A 15,153-nucleotide genomic window follows, 5' to 3' on the forward strand; every position below is an offset into this window, starting at 1 on the left:
TTCCAGCGACCTCCCGCAGGGCGATGAACCTGGCCCATTGGGCGACGCAGAATGCCAGGCGACTGCCCGAGCGCATCGCGCTCGTCTGGGGCGATGCATCGTGGACGTGGGAACAGTTCGATGCACGCGTCTCGGCATTCGCTGCGGCCCTCGCCGAGCGCGGCGTTCGCCCCGGCGACAAGGTGCTGGTTCACTCGAAGAACAGCAACGAGATGTTCGAGTCGATGTTTGCGACCTTCCGGCTCGGTGCCGTCTGGGTCCCGACGAACTTCCGTATCACGCCCGAAGAGGTCGTGTACATGGCGAGGGTCTCGCAAAGCCGCACCTTCCTGTGCCAGACCGATTTCCCCGAGTACGCCGCCGCCGTCTGCGAGGCATTCCCGGACACGGACGTGGTCTGGCTCGAGGGCGCGAAGACCTGGCGCGACGCCGAACAACCGCGTGTGGGCGATCTCATTGCGGCGTGCCTGGGGAAGACGACGCCCAATGCGCCGGTCGAGCACGACAGTCCTTGCTGGTTCCTCTTCACCTCCGGCACGACGGGCAAGCCCAAGGCGGCCGTTCTCACGCATGGTCAGCTGGCGTTCGTGGTCAACAACCATCTGGCGGACCTGCTGCCTGGCACCACGTGCGAAGACGGATCGCTCGTTGTGGCCCCGCTCTCGCATGGCGCGGGCGTGCACCAGCTGAACATGGTCGCGCGCGGCGCCAAGACCGTGCTTCTGCCTTCGGACCGGTTCGACATCGGCCAAGCCTATGAGCTCATCGAGAAGCATCACCTGACCAATCTGTTCACCGTGCCCACCATCCTCAAGATGATGGTCGAGCATCCCAGCGTGGACGAGTGGGACCACTTCAGCTTGCGCTACGTGGTCTATGCAGGCGCACCGATGTACGAAGCGGACAAGCAACTCGCACTGAAGAAGCTGGGCCCGGTGCTGGTCCAGTACTACGGACTCGGGGAGGTCACCGGCAACATCACCGTCCTGCCCTCGGGGGAGCACGAAGGCGAGGCTGCGGGCGCACGCGGTGCCACATGCGGCTACGAGCGCACGGGCATGGAAGTGTCGATCCAGGACGACGACGGCAACGCGCTGCCCTTCGGCCAGACCGGCGAGGTGTGCGTGATCGGTCCTGCCGTGTTCGTCGGCTACTACAACAACCCCGAGGCGAACGCCAAGGCGTTCCGTGATGGCTGGTTTCGCACGGGCGACATGGGACACATGAGCAAGGACGGCTTCGTGTTTCTCACGGGCCGGTCCTCGGACATGTACATCTCCGGCGGCTCGAACATCTATCCCCGGGAGCTCGAGGAAAAGATCCTCATGCATGACGACATCACCGAAGTCGCCGTGGTGGGCATACCGGACGCACAGTGGGGCGAGATCGGGGTGGTGGTGTGCGTGCGCAAGACGGGCTCCTTGCTGAGCGAGCAGGAACTTGTCGACTGGATGTCCACGCGCATCGCGCGCTACAAGCTGCCGAAGCACGTGTACTTCTGGGACGCGCTTCCGAAGTCCGGCTACGGAAAGGTTCCGAAGCGGCTGGTGAAGGACGAGCTGGCGCGTCGCGGCGTGGCCGTGGAACTCGACGCGATGGCAGGCAGCCATGCGGCACATTGAACATCCAGGGCCGGAGCATGCCCAGCGGCGGCTCGCCGTCGACTGCGGGTTGGTGCACGCCCGCGTCGCACTGGCGTCGGGTGCGACGCTGATCGATGCTTTGGCCGCCATGCTGGATCGATTCGGCGTGTCCAGTGCCGTGGCCACGCTGCACGGCGGCGGCTTCGACCCCTTCGTCTACTACATGCCGGCGCTGTCGCCGACGCCTGCGCATGCCGTGTACTTCAGCGGTCGGCACGAGCCGAAGGGGCTCGTCCGGCTGGAATCGGCCGGCGTCACCATCGGGCGGCGCGGCCACCAGCCCTGGTTGCACTGCCATGGCATCTGGCGCGACGCGGCAGGCCTTCGCCTGGGCGGGCATGTGGTTCCCAACGAGGCGTTGATTGCAGAGCCTGTCGAGGCATCGATGTGGTTCCTGAAAGGCGCCGCGTTCGAGGTCACACCGAGCCCGGAAACCGCCTTCTCGCTGTTCGAGCCGAAGGCCACGGGCGAGGGTGCCACCGACGGCAAGGGCGCATTCGCACTCGCCATTCGCGCCAATGAAGACCTGTGCACGGCGCTGGAGCAGGAGTGCCGCGCGCGTGGGATCGCCAGCGCGCAGGTCCGCGGCGGCGTGGGAAGCCTGATCGGGGCGCGCTTCGACGATGGCCGGATGGTCGAGCCCTTCGTGACCGAGGTCTTCATTCGCGAAGGAAAGGTCGGCACGAACGCTGCGAACGCGCTCGAAGCGCAGATCGACGTCGCCTTGGTCGATCACCTGGGCGGCCTGAGCGAAGGCCGCCTTCAGCGGGGCGACAACCCCGTGCTCGTCACCTTCGAGCTCGTTGTCGAACCGACATCCTTCACCCCCACCTGGAACACAAAATGACGAACCACGCTGCAGTCACCATCGTCACTGGCGGCGCCTCCGGCATCGGCCTGGCCACCGCCGCCTGGCTGCTGGCCCGCGGCCGCTCGGTGCTCGTGCTGGACCATTCCGAAGCCAACCTCGAAAGCGCGAGAGCCGCACTGAAGGCGTACACGGACACCGCAGCCTTTGCGGTGCTCGACGTCACCGATGAAGAGGCCATGCTGCACCTGATCTCGTCGCGCATCCCCGCGAGCACCGCGATTTCGGGCCTGGTCAACAGTGCCGGCTTTGGTGCCGACATTCCCTTCTTCGAGACGACGTCCCAAACCCTTCGCGATATGCTCGAAGTGAACTTGGTCGGCACATTCGCGATCAGCCGGGAAGTTGCCACGCGAATGAGTGGCACGGGCGGCGGCAGCATCGTCCACATTTCCTCGGTGTCGGGCTTGATCGGCAACAAGGGGCGGTCGGCTTACGGCGCCACCAAGGCGGCGTTGGTGAACCTCACGCAGGTGATGTCGAACGAACTGGCGCGTTACCGCATCCGAGTGAATTGCGTGTGCCCCGGGCCGATCGAGACGCCCCTCGCTGCTGCAGCCCACGGCGACGCGGGCAAGGTGCTGTGGGAGCAGCAGGTTCCCATGAAGCGCTACGGCACGCCCAAGGAAATCGCCAACACCGTGGGGTTCTTGCTCGACGAAGAATCGTCGTCCTATGTGACCGGCCAGATCGTCAGTGTGGATGGCGGATTTATCGCCTCAGGCCTCTTATCGCCTGCTTAGCGTCAGCTTATCCTGATCGCGGCTGCAGATGGTTCTGGCGCCGAGTCCGTAGCTGGGCCTGCGAATGCAGCTGTCGGGAGTCGGCCTTGGTGCGGACATCGGTGGCTCCAAGTCCAACGACAGCAATCGCTGGCGGACTCAACCGGTCGACGCAACACATTCGCTGAACATCTCAGCGGCCGAGATGAAGGCTTGCTTGGGGTCGGCAGCACCAGTTCCCTGCGAGAAGGAGCGGTCGCCGAGAGGAGCCTGTTCGCTGGTGTGAAGGATGCGCTGCCCTGACCGCTTGCCAAGGGCAGTTTCGCGCCGTCCGGGCGGCTCCGTTCGGTTCGGTTTATGAATCAAGTCGTGCGCTCGTTCATGCGCTCCGCGATCCAAGATTGCACGGCGCTCTCCGGCCATGCCGTGGTGCGTTGACCGGCCTTCACCGATCGCGGAAAGATACCCTTGCGCATTTGTTCGTAAATGGCTGACCTGCGCAGGCCGGTGAGGCGCTCGACTTCAGGTAGCCTCAGAAGCCTGTCGGGGGCGCGTCTGATCGTCTGCGCCAGTGGTAGCGTTGAGTCGGAGCAAAGGAGCGTGAGCGCCTCCTGCAGCAGACGAGCCGCCTGCATGGCTCGACTCGCGGGAGGGTCTGCTGCGACGAACGCGCTCGATTCACGGTTGGTTTGGGCTCGCATGGCATTGCCTTTCGGTTCTTCAGCCGCGTCCAACGCTGTTGCGGGACGTCCATAGATTGCCGGGCATGTCTGCTGAGACCAACTCGTTGTAGCAATCCGAGGCGTACCGGAGTGGGCAAGTGGGAGTTGGGGAAGGGCGTTCAGCGCATGGCGAACGTTCATGGTCGCCGGCCAATGCGGACGTATTGGCTGGTACCCCTCAACTATCTCCTTTCTTCCTTGCAGCAGAAACGCCTTGCGCTCGGCTCGTGCTTCGGCGGCTTGCTTCAGTTCGGTGTAGGACTTTGCGTCGATAACCGCTCCGCTGGGATTCTTCGCATTCGGATTCAGGACCACGGCGAAGTAGCCGGGCGGCGATCTTTGCCCAGCCTCGCGGTAAATCTGCACCTGCATGCCGCTGTGCATGTACCCTTCGACGACCTGATCATGGTCCGAGGGTTCCGAGAGCGGAATCTGTGCCTTCACACGACGCGCTCCATCTTCCGCGGCGATGGGGTAGACGTTCAGCTCCAGAACCTGGGCATTCAACCCCACCTGGATCGCCGATCGCAGTGCGGCCTTGGTGGCCTCCGCGCCCTGGCCCGCGAGCGGGTTCATCTCGATGAGAACGTGCGCAAGGATTCAGCGGTTTTCGGTCATGTCGGGTTCCGATCGTTTTTACGAAGACGGGGTGATGTGGTCTGGGGGGGGGCCGCGCCTCATTCCGGCCACCAAGGCGTCCGTGCCGGCTGCGCCGCTTCGGCACGCAGCGCGTCGGCGAGTTCATGCACGGGGTCCTTGAGGCTGCTTCGCACGAGCGCGATCCATGCACGCAATGCGTCATCCTCGGGTTGATCGCCGGCGATCCGCTCCAGGTGCGACAGCACATCCAGAGCACTGTGATAGGTCGCCAAGGACTGGCCGACCGCGGGCAGTTGATTCTCCCGCGCTTCCCGGCGCTGCGCGCGCGCCTGCTCTGCGGCCACTGCGATGTTGTGAGCCTGGGCTGCTTCCCGCTCCTGCTTTCGTCGGATGGCGGCTTCTTCGGCCACCAGCTTGGACCTGAGTGCTTCGGCTTCCGGGAATGCGATCAGGGCGCGTGTGATCTCCGGAAGCTGTTGCTCCAGTTGCTCACGACTTCCTGTCCATTGGCGGGCGATGACGTGCCAGTCGCTCTCCAGCTTCAGCTTGTAGCCATCGACGGCCCTGTATTCATCTCGATGAAAGGGGAAATCCTGGCGCTTGGGTTGGGCAATCTTCTCGACCTGTTCGGAGAAGTTCAGCCTGATGGCGCCGCCCGCGCGCCGGATTTCAACCGTGTTCGATGCGTCTCCCCGGCCAGCGACGACCTGGCAGCCTCCGGCGATCAGTCCCCGGATGAGCGCTTCGTGGAAACGCAGAATCCAGTCGATGTGGGTCAGGGTCGCGGTGATGCGCAAGCAGCCGCTGCCGGAGGTGTACCGGCCCAAGGTCATTCGGTGGCTCGACATGGCGCCGAAGAAGGGCCTGCGCAGTCGCCTGGCTTCTTCAGCCTCCACCGCCAACTTCGCCTCTTCGCGCTCGATGGCCTGGAAGAAGCGAGCGGTCTTCGCCACCAGCGGGTGACAGTGATCGAGTGAGGGAGGGACATCGATGGGCTGTAGCACTACGGCGTCTTTGGCTCGGGAAAACGCTTGCTGGACCTGCTGGATCCTCGTGGCGTCGGAGGAGCGGGCCGCCGTGGTGTCTTTCTCCGGCAATTGGACTTCGTGATCGACGTCGGAAGGCGGCAGTGGGGTCTGCACGCAGATCTTGCCGACCGCGAGACGGGTCCAATAGCCGACGGGGGGAACAGGGATGTTGTATCGGCGGCAGAGCTTGGAGAGTCCGACATCGGACAGGCCGAGATTCGGCCCCAGATGGCGAAGCGGCGTCTGCCAGACCAACGCATACAGTTCGGATCGTCTCACGCACATCTCCATCGTCAGTCAAAGGGAAGACTCCGGCCAGGCCGTTTGGTTATGCCGAATCCGAGCCTCTGACCTTCTTTTTTTTCAGCGTCCTGTGCGCCTTCCTTCCTCATGAAGAGTCAACCGCGCTGCGCTTGCCAGCGCGGGTGGCTTGCGTGGTGGGGCTTGTTGGTTCCCTTCATCCTTGCACACCGTTCTCGCCGTCAAGGTCTGCGCGTGCTGCGCACGCTGGCGTCCTTCGGCCGTCTGTCGAACCCTGACGGCTGCGCTGCAGCGTGCCGGTTCCGGTCTCGGGCAATCCCGCCTGATCACTGGAGTTCGCCATGTCGCACGATCTGTTCTCTTCCCTCGATTCCTTCGTTTCGGTTTCTTCGTCTTCGCTGCTGGTTCGCGATGTCGCGGGCGCGTACCGGCCGGCCGAGGCCGATGAAGTGCTCGCTGCGGCGCAGCGGGTGCTGGTGAGCCGGGTGCGTGGCGCCAACGTGCTGACGTCGCCGACGATGGTCAAGGACTTCCTACGGACGCGGCTGGGGGCCTTGCCCCATGAGGTGTTCGCGGTGGTTCACCTGGATGCTCAGCATGCGGTCTTGGACTACGTCGAGATGTTCCGGGGCACGGTGACGCAGACCTCTGTCTATCCGCGCGAGGTGGTCAAGGATGCGCTGGCGCTGAACAGTTCCGCGCTCCTGCTGGTGCATTGCCACCCGAGCGGTTGTGCCCAGCCTTCGTTGGCCGACGAGCATCTGACGCGGACGCTCAAGCAGGCGGCCGCACTGGTGGACGTGCGGGTGCTGGATCACCTGATCGTCGCGGGCAGCACGGTCCTGTCGATGGCCGAACGAGGCCTTCTGTGACCCAAGGGCCCTCGGGCCCTTGCGCCGATGATCTAGGCGTGCGACGCGTCGGCTTCCGCGAGGCCCTCGGCCTTGGGCAACAGGCCCACCGACCAGTGGCCGCCTTGCTCCTGCTGAGGCGCCAGCAGGTCGTGGTCTTGACCATGTTCAACAGTCCCGAGTGGCCGTAGGTCTGAGGCGAGAAGGCGCGGAACCGTCGCGGGCCGATGAAGCGCTCACGCAGACCCTCAAGTCCGCGCTGTCGCTGGTGGACGTGCGGGGTGCTGGACCACCTGATCGCTGACGACCACGTCATCTACTCGATGGCCGAGCATGAGCTGATGTAGGCAAGAGGACTTCGGCCTTCTTTTGTTTTCCCAATCGCATGCGCGCTGCGCGTGTGCCTCTGGCTGGCGACCGACGCCAGCCGTCCCTCGGAGTCAACTCTCCGGTGGCGGTGCCCGCCACCTGCGCGCCGCTGCGTGCGGCTTGCCTGGCCTCTGCGGGCGCTCCTTCCGTCAAGGGCCGCTGCGGCGCCCGTGTCCTCGGCTTCGCCTGCGGGCCGCGCCAGCGCCTTCGCTGTTCTCCCTTGACGGCGCACCCGCGCCGGCCCCAGCTGGCCTCTATGGCCGCGAAAGGGCTTCGCGGCCCCTGCGGAGCCCAACACCCAAGGAGAGCGCCTATGCACAGACCCCCACCCTGAATCCAGTTCCGGTTTTCGTTTCTTTCCAGTTTTGTTTTCCAACGTCCCGACATGGGACAGGAGTTCGATCATGAATATTGTTGATACGCCAGACGATTCCACCCTTGAAGCGGCCGTGCCTGCGCAGAGCATGGTGCTGGTGCCGCTTTCGCGGCTGCGCGCGCGGCCGTCCAAGCGCAACGTGCGCCGTAAGGCGCGCACGTCGATTGCTGCCTTGGCGGCAAGCATCCGGCGTCTGGGCCTCCTGCAGAACCTCACCGTGATTCCTTTCGGCGACGACGGGGACTTCGAGGTCGTCGCCGGCGGGCGACGCCTCGCGGCCCTGAAGCTGCTCGCGATGAAGCGGCGCATTCCGGAGGATTGGCCGGTGCCTTGCCTGCGGGTGGCCGACACGCTGGCGCGCACGGCGAGCCTCACCGAGAACGTGCAGAGGGAGGCGATGGGGCCTGTCGAAGAACTGCTCGCATGGAAAGCCCTCGTGGCCGAAGGCCGTTCGGTGGAGGCCATCGCGGCGGACTTCGGCGTGACGCCGCTGGTGGTCAAGCGCCGGCTCAAGCTCGCCAACGTCTCGCCGCGCCTGCTGGCGGACTATCGGGCCGGCACCGCGACCCTCGAACAATTGATGGCGCTGGCCATCACCGACGACCACGCGGCGCAGGAGGCTGCGTTCTACGACAGCCCGGCGTGGCAGCGCAGCCCCGAGGCGCTGCGCGAGCACCTGACCCATGACGAGATCGATGCGAGCCGCGATGCGCTGGCGCGCTTCGTCGGGCTGGAGGCGTACGAGGCCGCAGGGGGCGGCGTGCGGCGCGACCTGTTTTCGGACGAACGGCAAGGCGGCTATCTCACCGATGCCGGACTGCTGGACACGCTCGCGCGCCACAAGCTCGCCGCTGTCGCCGAACAGGTCCAGCTGGAAGGCTGGGGGTGGGTGGAGGTCGCGCCGCGCGCCACGGCGGCCGAACTCCATGTGTTCCAGCGGGTGCGGCGCACGCGCCGCGATCCGAACAGGACCGAGGCCAAGCGCATCGCCAGGCTCGAAGGGAAGCAGAGCGCGTTGCAGGACCGGCTCGACGACGAGGATGCGGACCTGAGCGAGGATGGCGAGCGTGCGCTGCAGGAAGAACTGGATCGGCTCGGCGACGAGCTGAAAGCCATCGAGCAGACCCTGACGGTCTATCCACCCGGCGCGATGGCAATGGCCGGTGCCGTGGTGTCGGTGGATCACATGGGCGGCGTGGTGGTGCACCGTGGGCTGCTGCGCGAAGAACAGGCCAAGGCGCTGCGGGCGCAAGAGCGGCAGGAGGCCGGTGGGGCAGGCGAGGAGCGCAATGCGCACGAAGGCGATGCCGATGAACCGGCCAAGCCCGGCATCTCGGAGAAGCTGGCAAAGCGGTTGAGCGCCCACCGCACGGCCGCCTTGCAGGCCGAGGTCGCCCGGCATCCGCAGGTGGCGCTGGTGGCGGTGGTGCATCGGCTCGCGCTGCGCGTGGTCTTGGACAGCTACGGTTCCGGCGGGTCGCCCATCGACATCATCGCCACCCCGCCGGATGGGCTCGCGCTGCATGCACCCGATATCGGGGATTCGCCTGCGGCGATGGGCATGGGCAAGGTCCGCGAGGCATGGGCGGCGCGCCTGCCGAAAGAGCCCAAGGCGCTCTTTGCCGAACTGCTGGCGCTGCCACAGAGCGAGTTGCTGTCGCTGCTGGCGGTGTGCGTGGCCTCCACGGTCAGCGTGCTGGCTTCCCGCGAGGATGAGGCGCCCGCTGCCGAACTGGCCAAGGCCGTGCGGCTCGACATGCACGACTGGTGGACGCCGACCGCCGAAGGCTATTTCTCGCATGTGTCCAAGGCGAAGGCGCTGGAGGCGGTGTTGGCCTTTGCACCCGATCACGTGACCCGGCTGTCCAAGCTCAAGAAGCCCGAGGTGGCGAGAGAGGCCGAAAGGCTCGCAGCCGGGACGGGGTGGCTGCCGGTGATGTTCAGGGGCGAGGCAGAACCGGATCCTGAGACGCCGACATCGTCGGGAATCGAAGCGATGCCGGCAGCAAATGAAGCCGCTGCCGAAGCCGAAGACCGCGAGGAACTGGCGGCCGTCGCCTAGGCTTGAGGCCCCGGTCGGAAGGCCGGGGCCTTGGATGTGCGAGAAAAACGCGCGCGGCAAGTGTGCCGCGCGCGTTTTCGATTGCGATGAGGATGGGGACGATGGACGCGCTGTGGCGGCGTTGAGTGTCCCAAGCCATCGGCATTCCTTGCGCCGTGGTGCGCCCCGGCATGCCCCGTTAGGTTTGCCGCGCCAGCACGTCGCGTGAGCATCGTGAGGGTTCCGATCCAGAAGCGTACGCATCGCTCGCGGATTCCGAGAGCTCGACGATTCCATCCCTCACATCCCATGAATCAACAAGGCGTCAGCGAAATCTGCTTTGAAGAAACCTATGCGGTGTCGCATGACCAGACGGCACGGTCTTTGTTCGCGAGGCTGCCGCATGGCCGCGAACACGCGCAGCAGTTGATCGAATGTCTGGCGACCGGGTACCTGGTCGCGGTTGTCGAGTCCGTCTGCATTCGCGAAATGCAGAGGCATGTCGACTCGACGGTCGAGGTGGTCGTGGGCCGCACCGTGCGCATCGAACATCGCGGTCCTGTTCCACCGTCGACACGCCTGCGCTTGCGGGGATGGGTCGAGGGGCTGGGCGAGCGCAGTGCGACGTTCCGCGTCCAAGCACATGACGACCACGAACTCGTGTTCGAAGGGACGGTCACGCTGGTGGCGGCCCATCGGGCAAGCATCGAGTCGCGCATTGCCGCGAAGGTCGATGCGCTCGAGACGGCCCGTGGCGGGCAGCGGATCTGAAAGCCGGGAACGACGGGTCGTCCAGCGTCACGATAGGCCGTCGCCGTGAATTCATGACTTCCTTCCATGCAGCCGATACCGATCATGTCTTCTGCTTCGATGCTGAGGAGCGTTCCGGTGGCGCTTTCTTGGCCAGCCGGCGTGGACCTGGACCGCGTCCGGGCCCATGCCGGAAGCCATTGCTGCGGGCCAGTGCCTGGGCCATGCGTCCTTTCGGGATCAGGTTCACGCCCACGGCCTTGGATGTGTCGTGAATCCTGGCGCGGGCACGGCGACGCTTCTCTTCGTTGCGCTTCGCCTCGGGCTTCCTCGCCGCAACCGTCCGACCCGACAAATTTCCCCGACCTGCGGTCTTCCTCGCGAGGCAAATTTCTCGGGCCTTCCGGTCCTCCACTCGCGTTGCGGCCTTCGGTGCGACGCGCCCGGACCCGCGCCGTCCGGATCACGCCAAGGCCGCGATGGGCGCGGACCTGGGCAACTTCGAAAGGACTTCATCATGGCCAACATCGGCTCCTTCACCGCACAGAACAACGGCTTCACCGGCACGGTTCGCACCCTGACGCTCAACGTCAAGGTCAAGATCGCGCCCAGCGACAAGGAAAGCGAGAACGCCCCGGACTACCGCATCGTGGCAGGCACCGGCTACGAGATCGGCGCGGCTTGGAAGAAGGTCAGCAAGGCGGACCGGCCTTATCTGTCGGTGACGCTGGATGACCCGTCGTTCCCGGCGACCATCTATGCCCGCCTGGTCGAAGGCGACGACGGCGCGCACAACCTGATCTGGTCGCGCAGCAAGGGCGACTGATCGTCGCCCGGTGCCCCACCGGCAGGCGGGGCGCTTCACTTCTGAGCTCCATCAACGGCCCGCGATCCGTCGCGGGTCGTTTCACTGCTGCGAGCCCGCACTGAATTCAGTGAGTACGGAATGGCGCCAATCCATGTTTCCTGATTCCCTCATCTGCGGATCGTCGTCATACCGACTTTGCGGTTCTACGGATGTGCGGGGAGCAGTGGATGTGCGCTGGCGGTTCTGCGGACTCGTGGCATTGTGCAAAGACGCATCACAGGTTTTACGAGTCGGCGTGCATACGGTTCGGCGGCGAAGGCATTCGTGCGTCTCCCGGCGGTGCCGGGCCGGGCTGTCGTGCTGCGCATCGAGCCGCCGGCGGCGTCTCGCCCCTTCGGGCTTCCATCCCTGACGCCTGCGGCCTTCACTGCGCTCCCGGCCTGCGCGCTTCGCTTGCCACGAGGCAGGGGAGGGCTGGCTTTGCTGTTCCCTTCATCGTTGCACGGCGTTCTCCCCGTCAAGGTCTGCGCGCACGTCGTGCGCTTGCGGCCGGCGGCCGTCTCTCGAACCCTGACGGCTGCGCTGCGCCGTCCGGCTTCCGGTCTCGGGCAATTCCGCCCGGAATCCTTCCAAGGAGAAAGACCATGACGAAGCTCATCACCGACGAACAACGCGCGCTGCTGCTGGCCAACGGCCGGGAATCGATCGAGAACTCTCACTTCGATCCGCTGCCTGTCGTCAAGCTGTTCACGCCCAACGCGGGCGCGACGTGGCTGTTGACCGAACTCGATGCCGAAGACGTCGCGTTTGGACTCTGCGACCTCGGGCAAGGCTTTCCGGAACTGGGCTATGTGAGCCTGACGGAACTGGAGAGCTTGCGCGGACGATGGGGTCTGCCGATCGAGCGCGATCTGCACTTCGTTGCTGACAAGCGGCTGAGCGGCTATGCGCGTGAAGCGCGGCTGGCAGGGCGCATCGTGGCGTAGCGTCGAAGGCATCAGCCGCCGATGGCCGGCTGATGCCATTCCTTCGGCAACCTTGCTTCTGTTTCGAGCATCAATTCGCCGGCGCTGCGGCCCAGTGCCCGGGCGATCCTGAGCACCAGAACCAGCGTGGGCATGTGCTCGCCGCGCTCGATCTTGCCCATGTGAGAGCGCTCGATGCCGGCGAGGTGCGCCAGCATTTCCTGGGCGATGCCGTCCTCGGTTCTCAGTGCGCGCACCACCGCACCGAACGCCAGCGCCGGCGCGACCTCAAAGGTCGTCGCGCCGGTAGGGCGTCCTCGCTGAATGGCTCGCTTCTGCATGGACAGAAGCGTCTCGTTTCAGCACAATTTAAACCACGTTATCTTTAACTCATGTCGTTGTTTTCAGAATCTGGCCGCGCGTAGAAATCCTTCTGCACCTGTCTTTGTGGCATTAGCATTCCGTCATCTTTCGAGGGCCCATGACCTTTCTTACCGAGCAGCAGCGCGCCGAGATGCTGGCCAACGGCGTAGCGAGCGCGCTTGGCCAAGCCGTCGACCCCTATCCCGTTGTCAAGCTGTATACGCTGGACGCTCCCGCCTGCTGGTTGCTCACCGAGCTCGATGCCGATGGCGATCGCGCCTACGGGCTAGCCGATGCCGGCACCGGCTTCCCCGAACTTGGGCACGTGAGCCTGTCGGCGCTCGAGCGTGTGCGCGGTCCCCAGGGATTGCGCATCGTCGCCGATCCGCATTTCAGGGCACGCCAGCCGTTGTCCGGCTATGTGGCCGACGCGCAGCGCGACGGGTCGATCAACGATTGAACTTCCTTGGCGGGTGGGGCGCACGGAATCGTCGCTGCTCGCGCGACAGCGCATCGCCGCAAAAGCCAGCCGCGCCGGTCGTGCCTGTGGCAGCCTTCGCGCAAGCAAGAAAAGTGAGTTCTGCCATGACCGACCGCAAGGCCGAAGGCCTGCCGACCGCGCCTTGGCGCGCGTCGGCGGCCTACCTCTACACGCTCGATCTCGACAGCCCCGCGCTCGCGTGGGAGTACCTGCGCCGCCATCCGCAGTACCAGGCGGACTGGGCACGGCGCGCCGCATCGCTCGACCGATGGGGGTTGCGACAGCGCCGAAGACCCCCGTCTCGATGCGCGCGAAGCGCAGCCGTTCTGGATCACGGCGGCTGACGAGCTGCTGCACGTGCGTGCTTCGCGCGCGCACGGCGCTTCGACCCGGCCGACCTTCGACCTCTGGCGCGTGCCTGGCCGCAAGCGCCTGGCGCTCGGCGGCGCAGGCTTGACGCTGCTGACCGACGTATCCGCGCAGCGCGTTCGTATGTCATTTGCCGACGATCTCTCCGACGGCGCGGCCTACGCCTGCACCGTCCCGCTCGGTCCTGGCCTGCGCGGCCAATTGGATGCCTTCAATGCGCAGGCACAGCTTCTTCAGGGGCGTGCGCTCGCGGAGGAATCCACGCGGTCTGTCACCCGGGCCGCGCTGCTGCATCTTCGCGCCTTGCAGGCGCTCGATGGCGCGCAGGCCGGTGCGTCGCACCGCGAGATTGCCCAGATCCTGTTCGGGTTCGAAGCCGCGGCTCGCTGGCACGCCGATGGCGAACTGCGCGCCGCAGCCCGGCACCTGCTGCGGCGCGCCGAGGCGTACATGAGCGGTGGCTATCTGAGCCTCGCGGGCATACAGCGCAGTGCAGCCGATGTCCCCGGAGACGAACCGATGCGCTGAATATCTCCCTGCGCAAAAAGGTCCCTGCTCCCGAGACTGCCTCCACTGGGCTGCGAATGGTTCGCGGCCCCGCGACAACGATGGAGGCCCTCATGGCAAGTGCCAGTTCCCCGTTTTCCGCCCGCGCTGCGACGGCTGCGCTGCGGCCCCTTGCGGTGCCCGCCGCGCCGGCCAACCCCGAGTTCCTAACCACCGAGGAGGCCGGCGCCTTCTTGCGCCTGTCGCCGCGCACGCTGGAGAAGCACCGCGTGCTGGGCGGTGGGCCTCGCTTTCGGAAGTTCGGTGCGCGCGTGGTCTACGCGGTCGAGGATCTGCGGGCCTGGGCGAACAGCCGGGCCTACGAGATGACGTCCGACCCCGGCTACGTGCAGCGTGGCTCCGTCCGCTGACCGGCACGCAGGGCAGGGGGCATCACCCATGTCGAAGCGTCCGAGCGAACGCGAACAGCTGTCGCTGTTCCGCGCGCTGCCGCGCGCTGACATGGCGCTGCGCGATGCGCTGGACCTGATGGCCTACCCGTTCTTCTCGCTGGCCAAGTCGCCGCGCGCGGTGCCGATCCGCTTCGAGGCCGGCGGTGTCTCGCTCACGGTCGAGGGCGTGCCGGAGCACGGGATCGCCACGATCTGGGATGCCGACGTGCTGATCTGGGCCGCGAGCCAGATCGTCCAGGCCAGGAAGGAAGGGATTGCGCCCTCGCGCTTGATGGTGGCGACGCCCTACGAGATCCTGCGCTTCGCGCAGCGCGGCACCGGTCGCAGCGACTACCTGGCGCTGCGGGCCGCGCTCGACCGCCTGCAGTCCACCACCGTCGCTACCACATTGCGCCAGCGCGAACGAGCGAACGGCGCCATGCGCGTGCACCGCTTCTCCTGGATCAACGAGTGGAAGGAATACATCCGGTCCGACGGACGCGCCGACGGCATCGAGCTGATCCTGGCCGACTGGTTCTTCTCGGGCGTGATGGACGAGGCCCTGGTGCTCACGCTCGATCCCACGTACTTCCGGCTTTCCGGCGGCATTGAGCGCTGGCTGTACCGGCTGGTGCGCAAGCACGGCGGACGCCAGCCCGGCGGCTGGCGCTTCGCAATGCGCCACCTGCACCTGAAGTCGGGAAGCCTGCAGCGCCATTCCGACTTCGCGCTGCAGGTGCGCCATCTGGTCCGGCGCCAGGCGCTGCCGGGCTACCGGCTGTCGATCGAGCGCAGTGGCGGCATGGAGTGGTTGGCTTTCCGACCGATGCCGGGCGAACCGTTTCAAAGCGACTTATCCACAGTTTCTGTTGAAGAACCTGTGGATGACGTGGGGACGGACTCGGTGGATCGCCCGCACGACCCTCGGTGGATCACCCGCAGAAACATCGGTGGATCGCCCGCACCGATCGGGCCGGAGGCCGCGCCCGGCAACGGTT

General features: G+C 65.8%; 15 protein-coding genes and 2 pseudogenes. 14 read left to right on the forward strand and 3 right to left on the reverse strand.

The annotated features are described in order from the left end of the window. Positions 1-23 precede the first annotated feature (23 nt). The 3 genes from GFK26_RS18720 to GFK26_RS18730 are packed head-to-tail and all read left to right on the forward strand — an operon-like array spanning position 24 to position 3,254. A complete protein-coding gene (locus GFK26_RS18720; RefSeq protein WP_153283288.1) occupies positions 24-1,622 on the forward strand; it encodes an acyl-CoA synthetase in 1,599 nt (532 codons plus the stop codon). Continuing rightward, positions 1,609-2,490, forward strand: a complete 882-nt coding sequence (locus GFK26_RS18725; RefSeq protein ID WP_153283289.1) for a DUF296 domain-containing protein — start codon at positions 1,609-1,611, stop codon at positions 2,488-2,490. Before GFK26_RS18720 ends, GFK26_RS18725 begins: the two co-directional genes overlap by 14 nt. Next, a complete protein-coding gene (locus GFK26_RS18730) occupies positions 2,487-3,254 on the forward strand; it encodes an SDR family NAD(P)-dependent oxidoreductase (protein ID WP_153283290.1) in 768 nt (255 codons plus the stop codon). Before GFK26_RS18725 ends, GFK26_RS18730 begins: the two co-directional genes overlap by 4 nt. A 341-nt stretch (positions 3,255-3,595) precedes the next feature. On the opposite strand, the gene GFK26_RS34300 is transcribed toward GFK26_RS18730, so the two are convergent. Next, positions 3,596-4,531 (reverse strand): helix-turn-helix transcriptional regulator, encoded by a 936-nt coding sequence (locus tag GFK26_RS34300; RefSeq protein ID WP_228121686.1) that lies wholly within the window; start codon positions 4,529-4,531, stop codon positions 3,596-3,598. Positions 4,532-4,632: 101 nt separating this feature from the next. Beyond that, positions 4,633-5,862, reverse strand: coding sequence for a hypothetical protein (locus GFK26_RS18740; RefSeq protein WP_153283291.1), 1,230 nt, complete (start codon positions 5,860-5,862; stop codon positions 4,633-4,635). 323 nt (positions 5,863-6,185) lie between these two features. Between GFK26_RS18740 and radC the strand changes: the two genes are divergently transcribed. From radC to GFK26_RS18770, 6 genes and pseudogenes are all read left to right on the forward strand, one after another. Continuing rightward, positions 6,186-6,716, forward strand: coding sequence for a RadC family protein (radC, locus tag GFK26_RS18745; protein ID WP_153283292.1), 531 nt, complete (start codon positions 6,186-6,188; stop codon positions 6,714-6,716). Positions 6,717-6,906: 190 nt separating this feature from the next. Further along, a pseudogene (locus tag GFK26_RS34305) lies at positions 6,907-7,042 on the forward strand (JAB domain-containing protein); the annotation flags it as partial. 426 nt (positions 7,043-7,468) lie between these two features. Next, positions 7,469-9,502, forward strand: coding sequence for a ParB/RepB/Spo0J family partition protein (locus tag GFK26_RS18755; RefSeq protein WP_153283293.1), 2,034 nt, complete (start codon positions 7,469-7,471; stop codon positions 9,500-9,502). A 288-nt stretch (positions 9,503-9,790) separates the two neighbouring features. After that, positions 9,791-10,252, forward strand: a complete 462-nt coding sequence (locus GFK26_RS18760; RefSeq protein WP_153283294.1) for a thioesterase family protein — start codon at positions 9,791-9,793, stop codon at positions 10,250-10,252. Between the two features lie 496 nt (positions 10,253-10,748). Beyond that, positions 10,749-11,057, forward strand: a complete 309-nt coding sequence (locus GFK26_RS18765) for a DUF736 domain-containing protein (protein ID WP_153283295.1) — start codon at positions 10,749-10,751, stop codon at positions 11,055-11,057. A gap of 626 nt (positions 11,058-11,683) precedes the next feature. Then, positions 11,684-12,025 carry a DUF2958 domain-containing protein gene (locus GFK26_RS18770; protein ID WP_153283296.1) on the forward strand — a complete coding sequence of 114 codons (342 nt, stop codon included), beginning with the start codon at positions 11,684-11,686 and terminating at the stop codon, positions 12,023-12,025. A gap of 11 nt (positions 12,026-12,036) precedes the next feature. On the opposite strand, the gene GFK26_RS18775 is transcribed toward GFK26_RS18770, so the two are convergent. Continuing rightward, entirely contained in the window at positions 12,037-12,345 is a 309-nt protein-coding gene (locus tag GFK26_RS18775; RefSeq protein WP_153283297.1) for a helix-turn-helix domain-containing protein, read from the reverse strand. 140 nt (positions 12,346-12,485) lie between these two features. Between GFK26_RS18775 and GFK26_RS18780 the strand changes: the two genes are divergently transcribed. The 5 genes and pseudogenes from GFK26_RS18780 to GFK26_RS18795 form a co-directional block, all read left to right on the forward strand. Further along, on the forward strand, positions 12,486-12,827 hold the full coding sequence (locus GFK26_RS18780; RefSeq protein WP_153283298.1) for a DUF2958 domain-containing protein: 342 nt from the start codon (positions 12,486-12,488) through the stop codon (positions 12,825-12,827). A gap of 125 nt (positions 12,828-12,952) precedes the next feature. Then, a complete protein-coding gene (locus GFK26_RS34310; RefSeq protein ID WP_228121687.1) occupies positions 12,953-13,192 on the forward strand; it encodes a transcriptional regulator domain-containing protein in 240 nt (79 codons plus the stop codon). A 13-nt stretch (positions 13,193-13,205) separates the two neighbouring features. After that, positions 13,206-13,745, forward strand: a complete 540-nt coding sequence (locus GFK26_RS18785) for a DNA -binding domain-containing protein (RefSeq protein WP_228121688.1) — start codon at positions 13,206-13,208, stop codon at positions 13,743-13,745. 92 nt (positions 13,746-13,837) lie between these two features. Further along, the gene (locus GFK26_RS18790; protein ID WP_153283299.1) at positions 13,838-14,134 is read left to right on the forward strand and encodes a helix-turn-helix transcriptional regulator; all 297 of its coding nucleotides are present in this window, start codon (positions 13,838-13,840) and stop codon (positions 14,132-14,134) included. A gap of 28 nt (positions 14,135-14,162) precedes the next feature. Continuing rightward, a pseudogene (locus GFK26_RS18795) lies at positions 14,163-14,987 on the forward strand (replication initiator protein A); the annotation flags it as partial. Between the last annotated feature and the right edge of the window lie 166 nt (positions 14,988-15,153).

It is taken from the genome of Variovorax paradoxus, from assembly GCF_009498455.1.
Taxonomy (GTDB): Bacteria; Pseudomonadota; Gammaproteobacteria; order Burkholderiales; family Burkholderiaceae_C; genus Variovorax; species Variovorax paradoxus_H.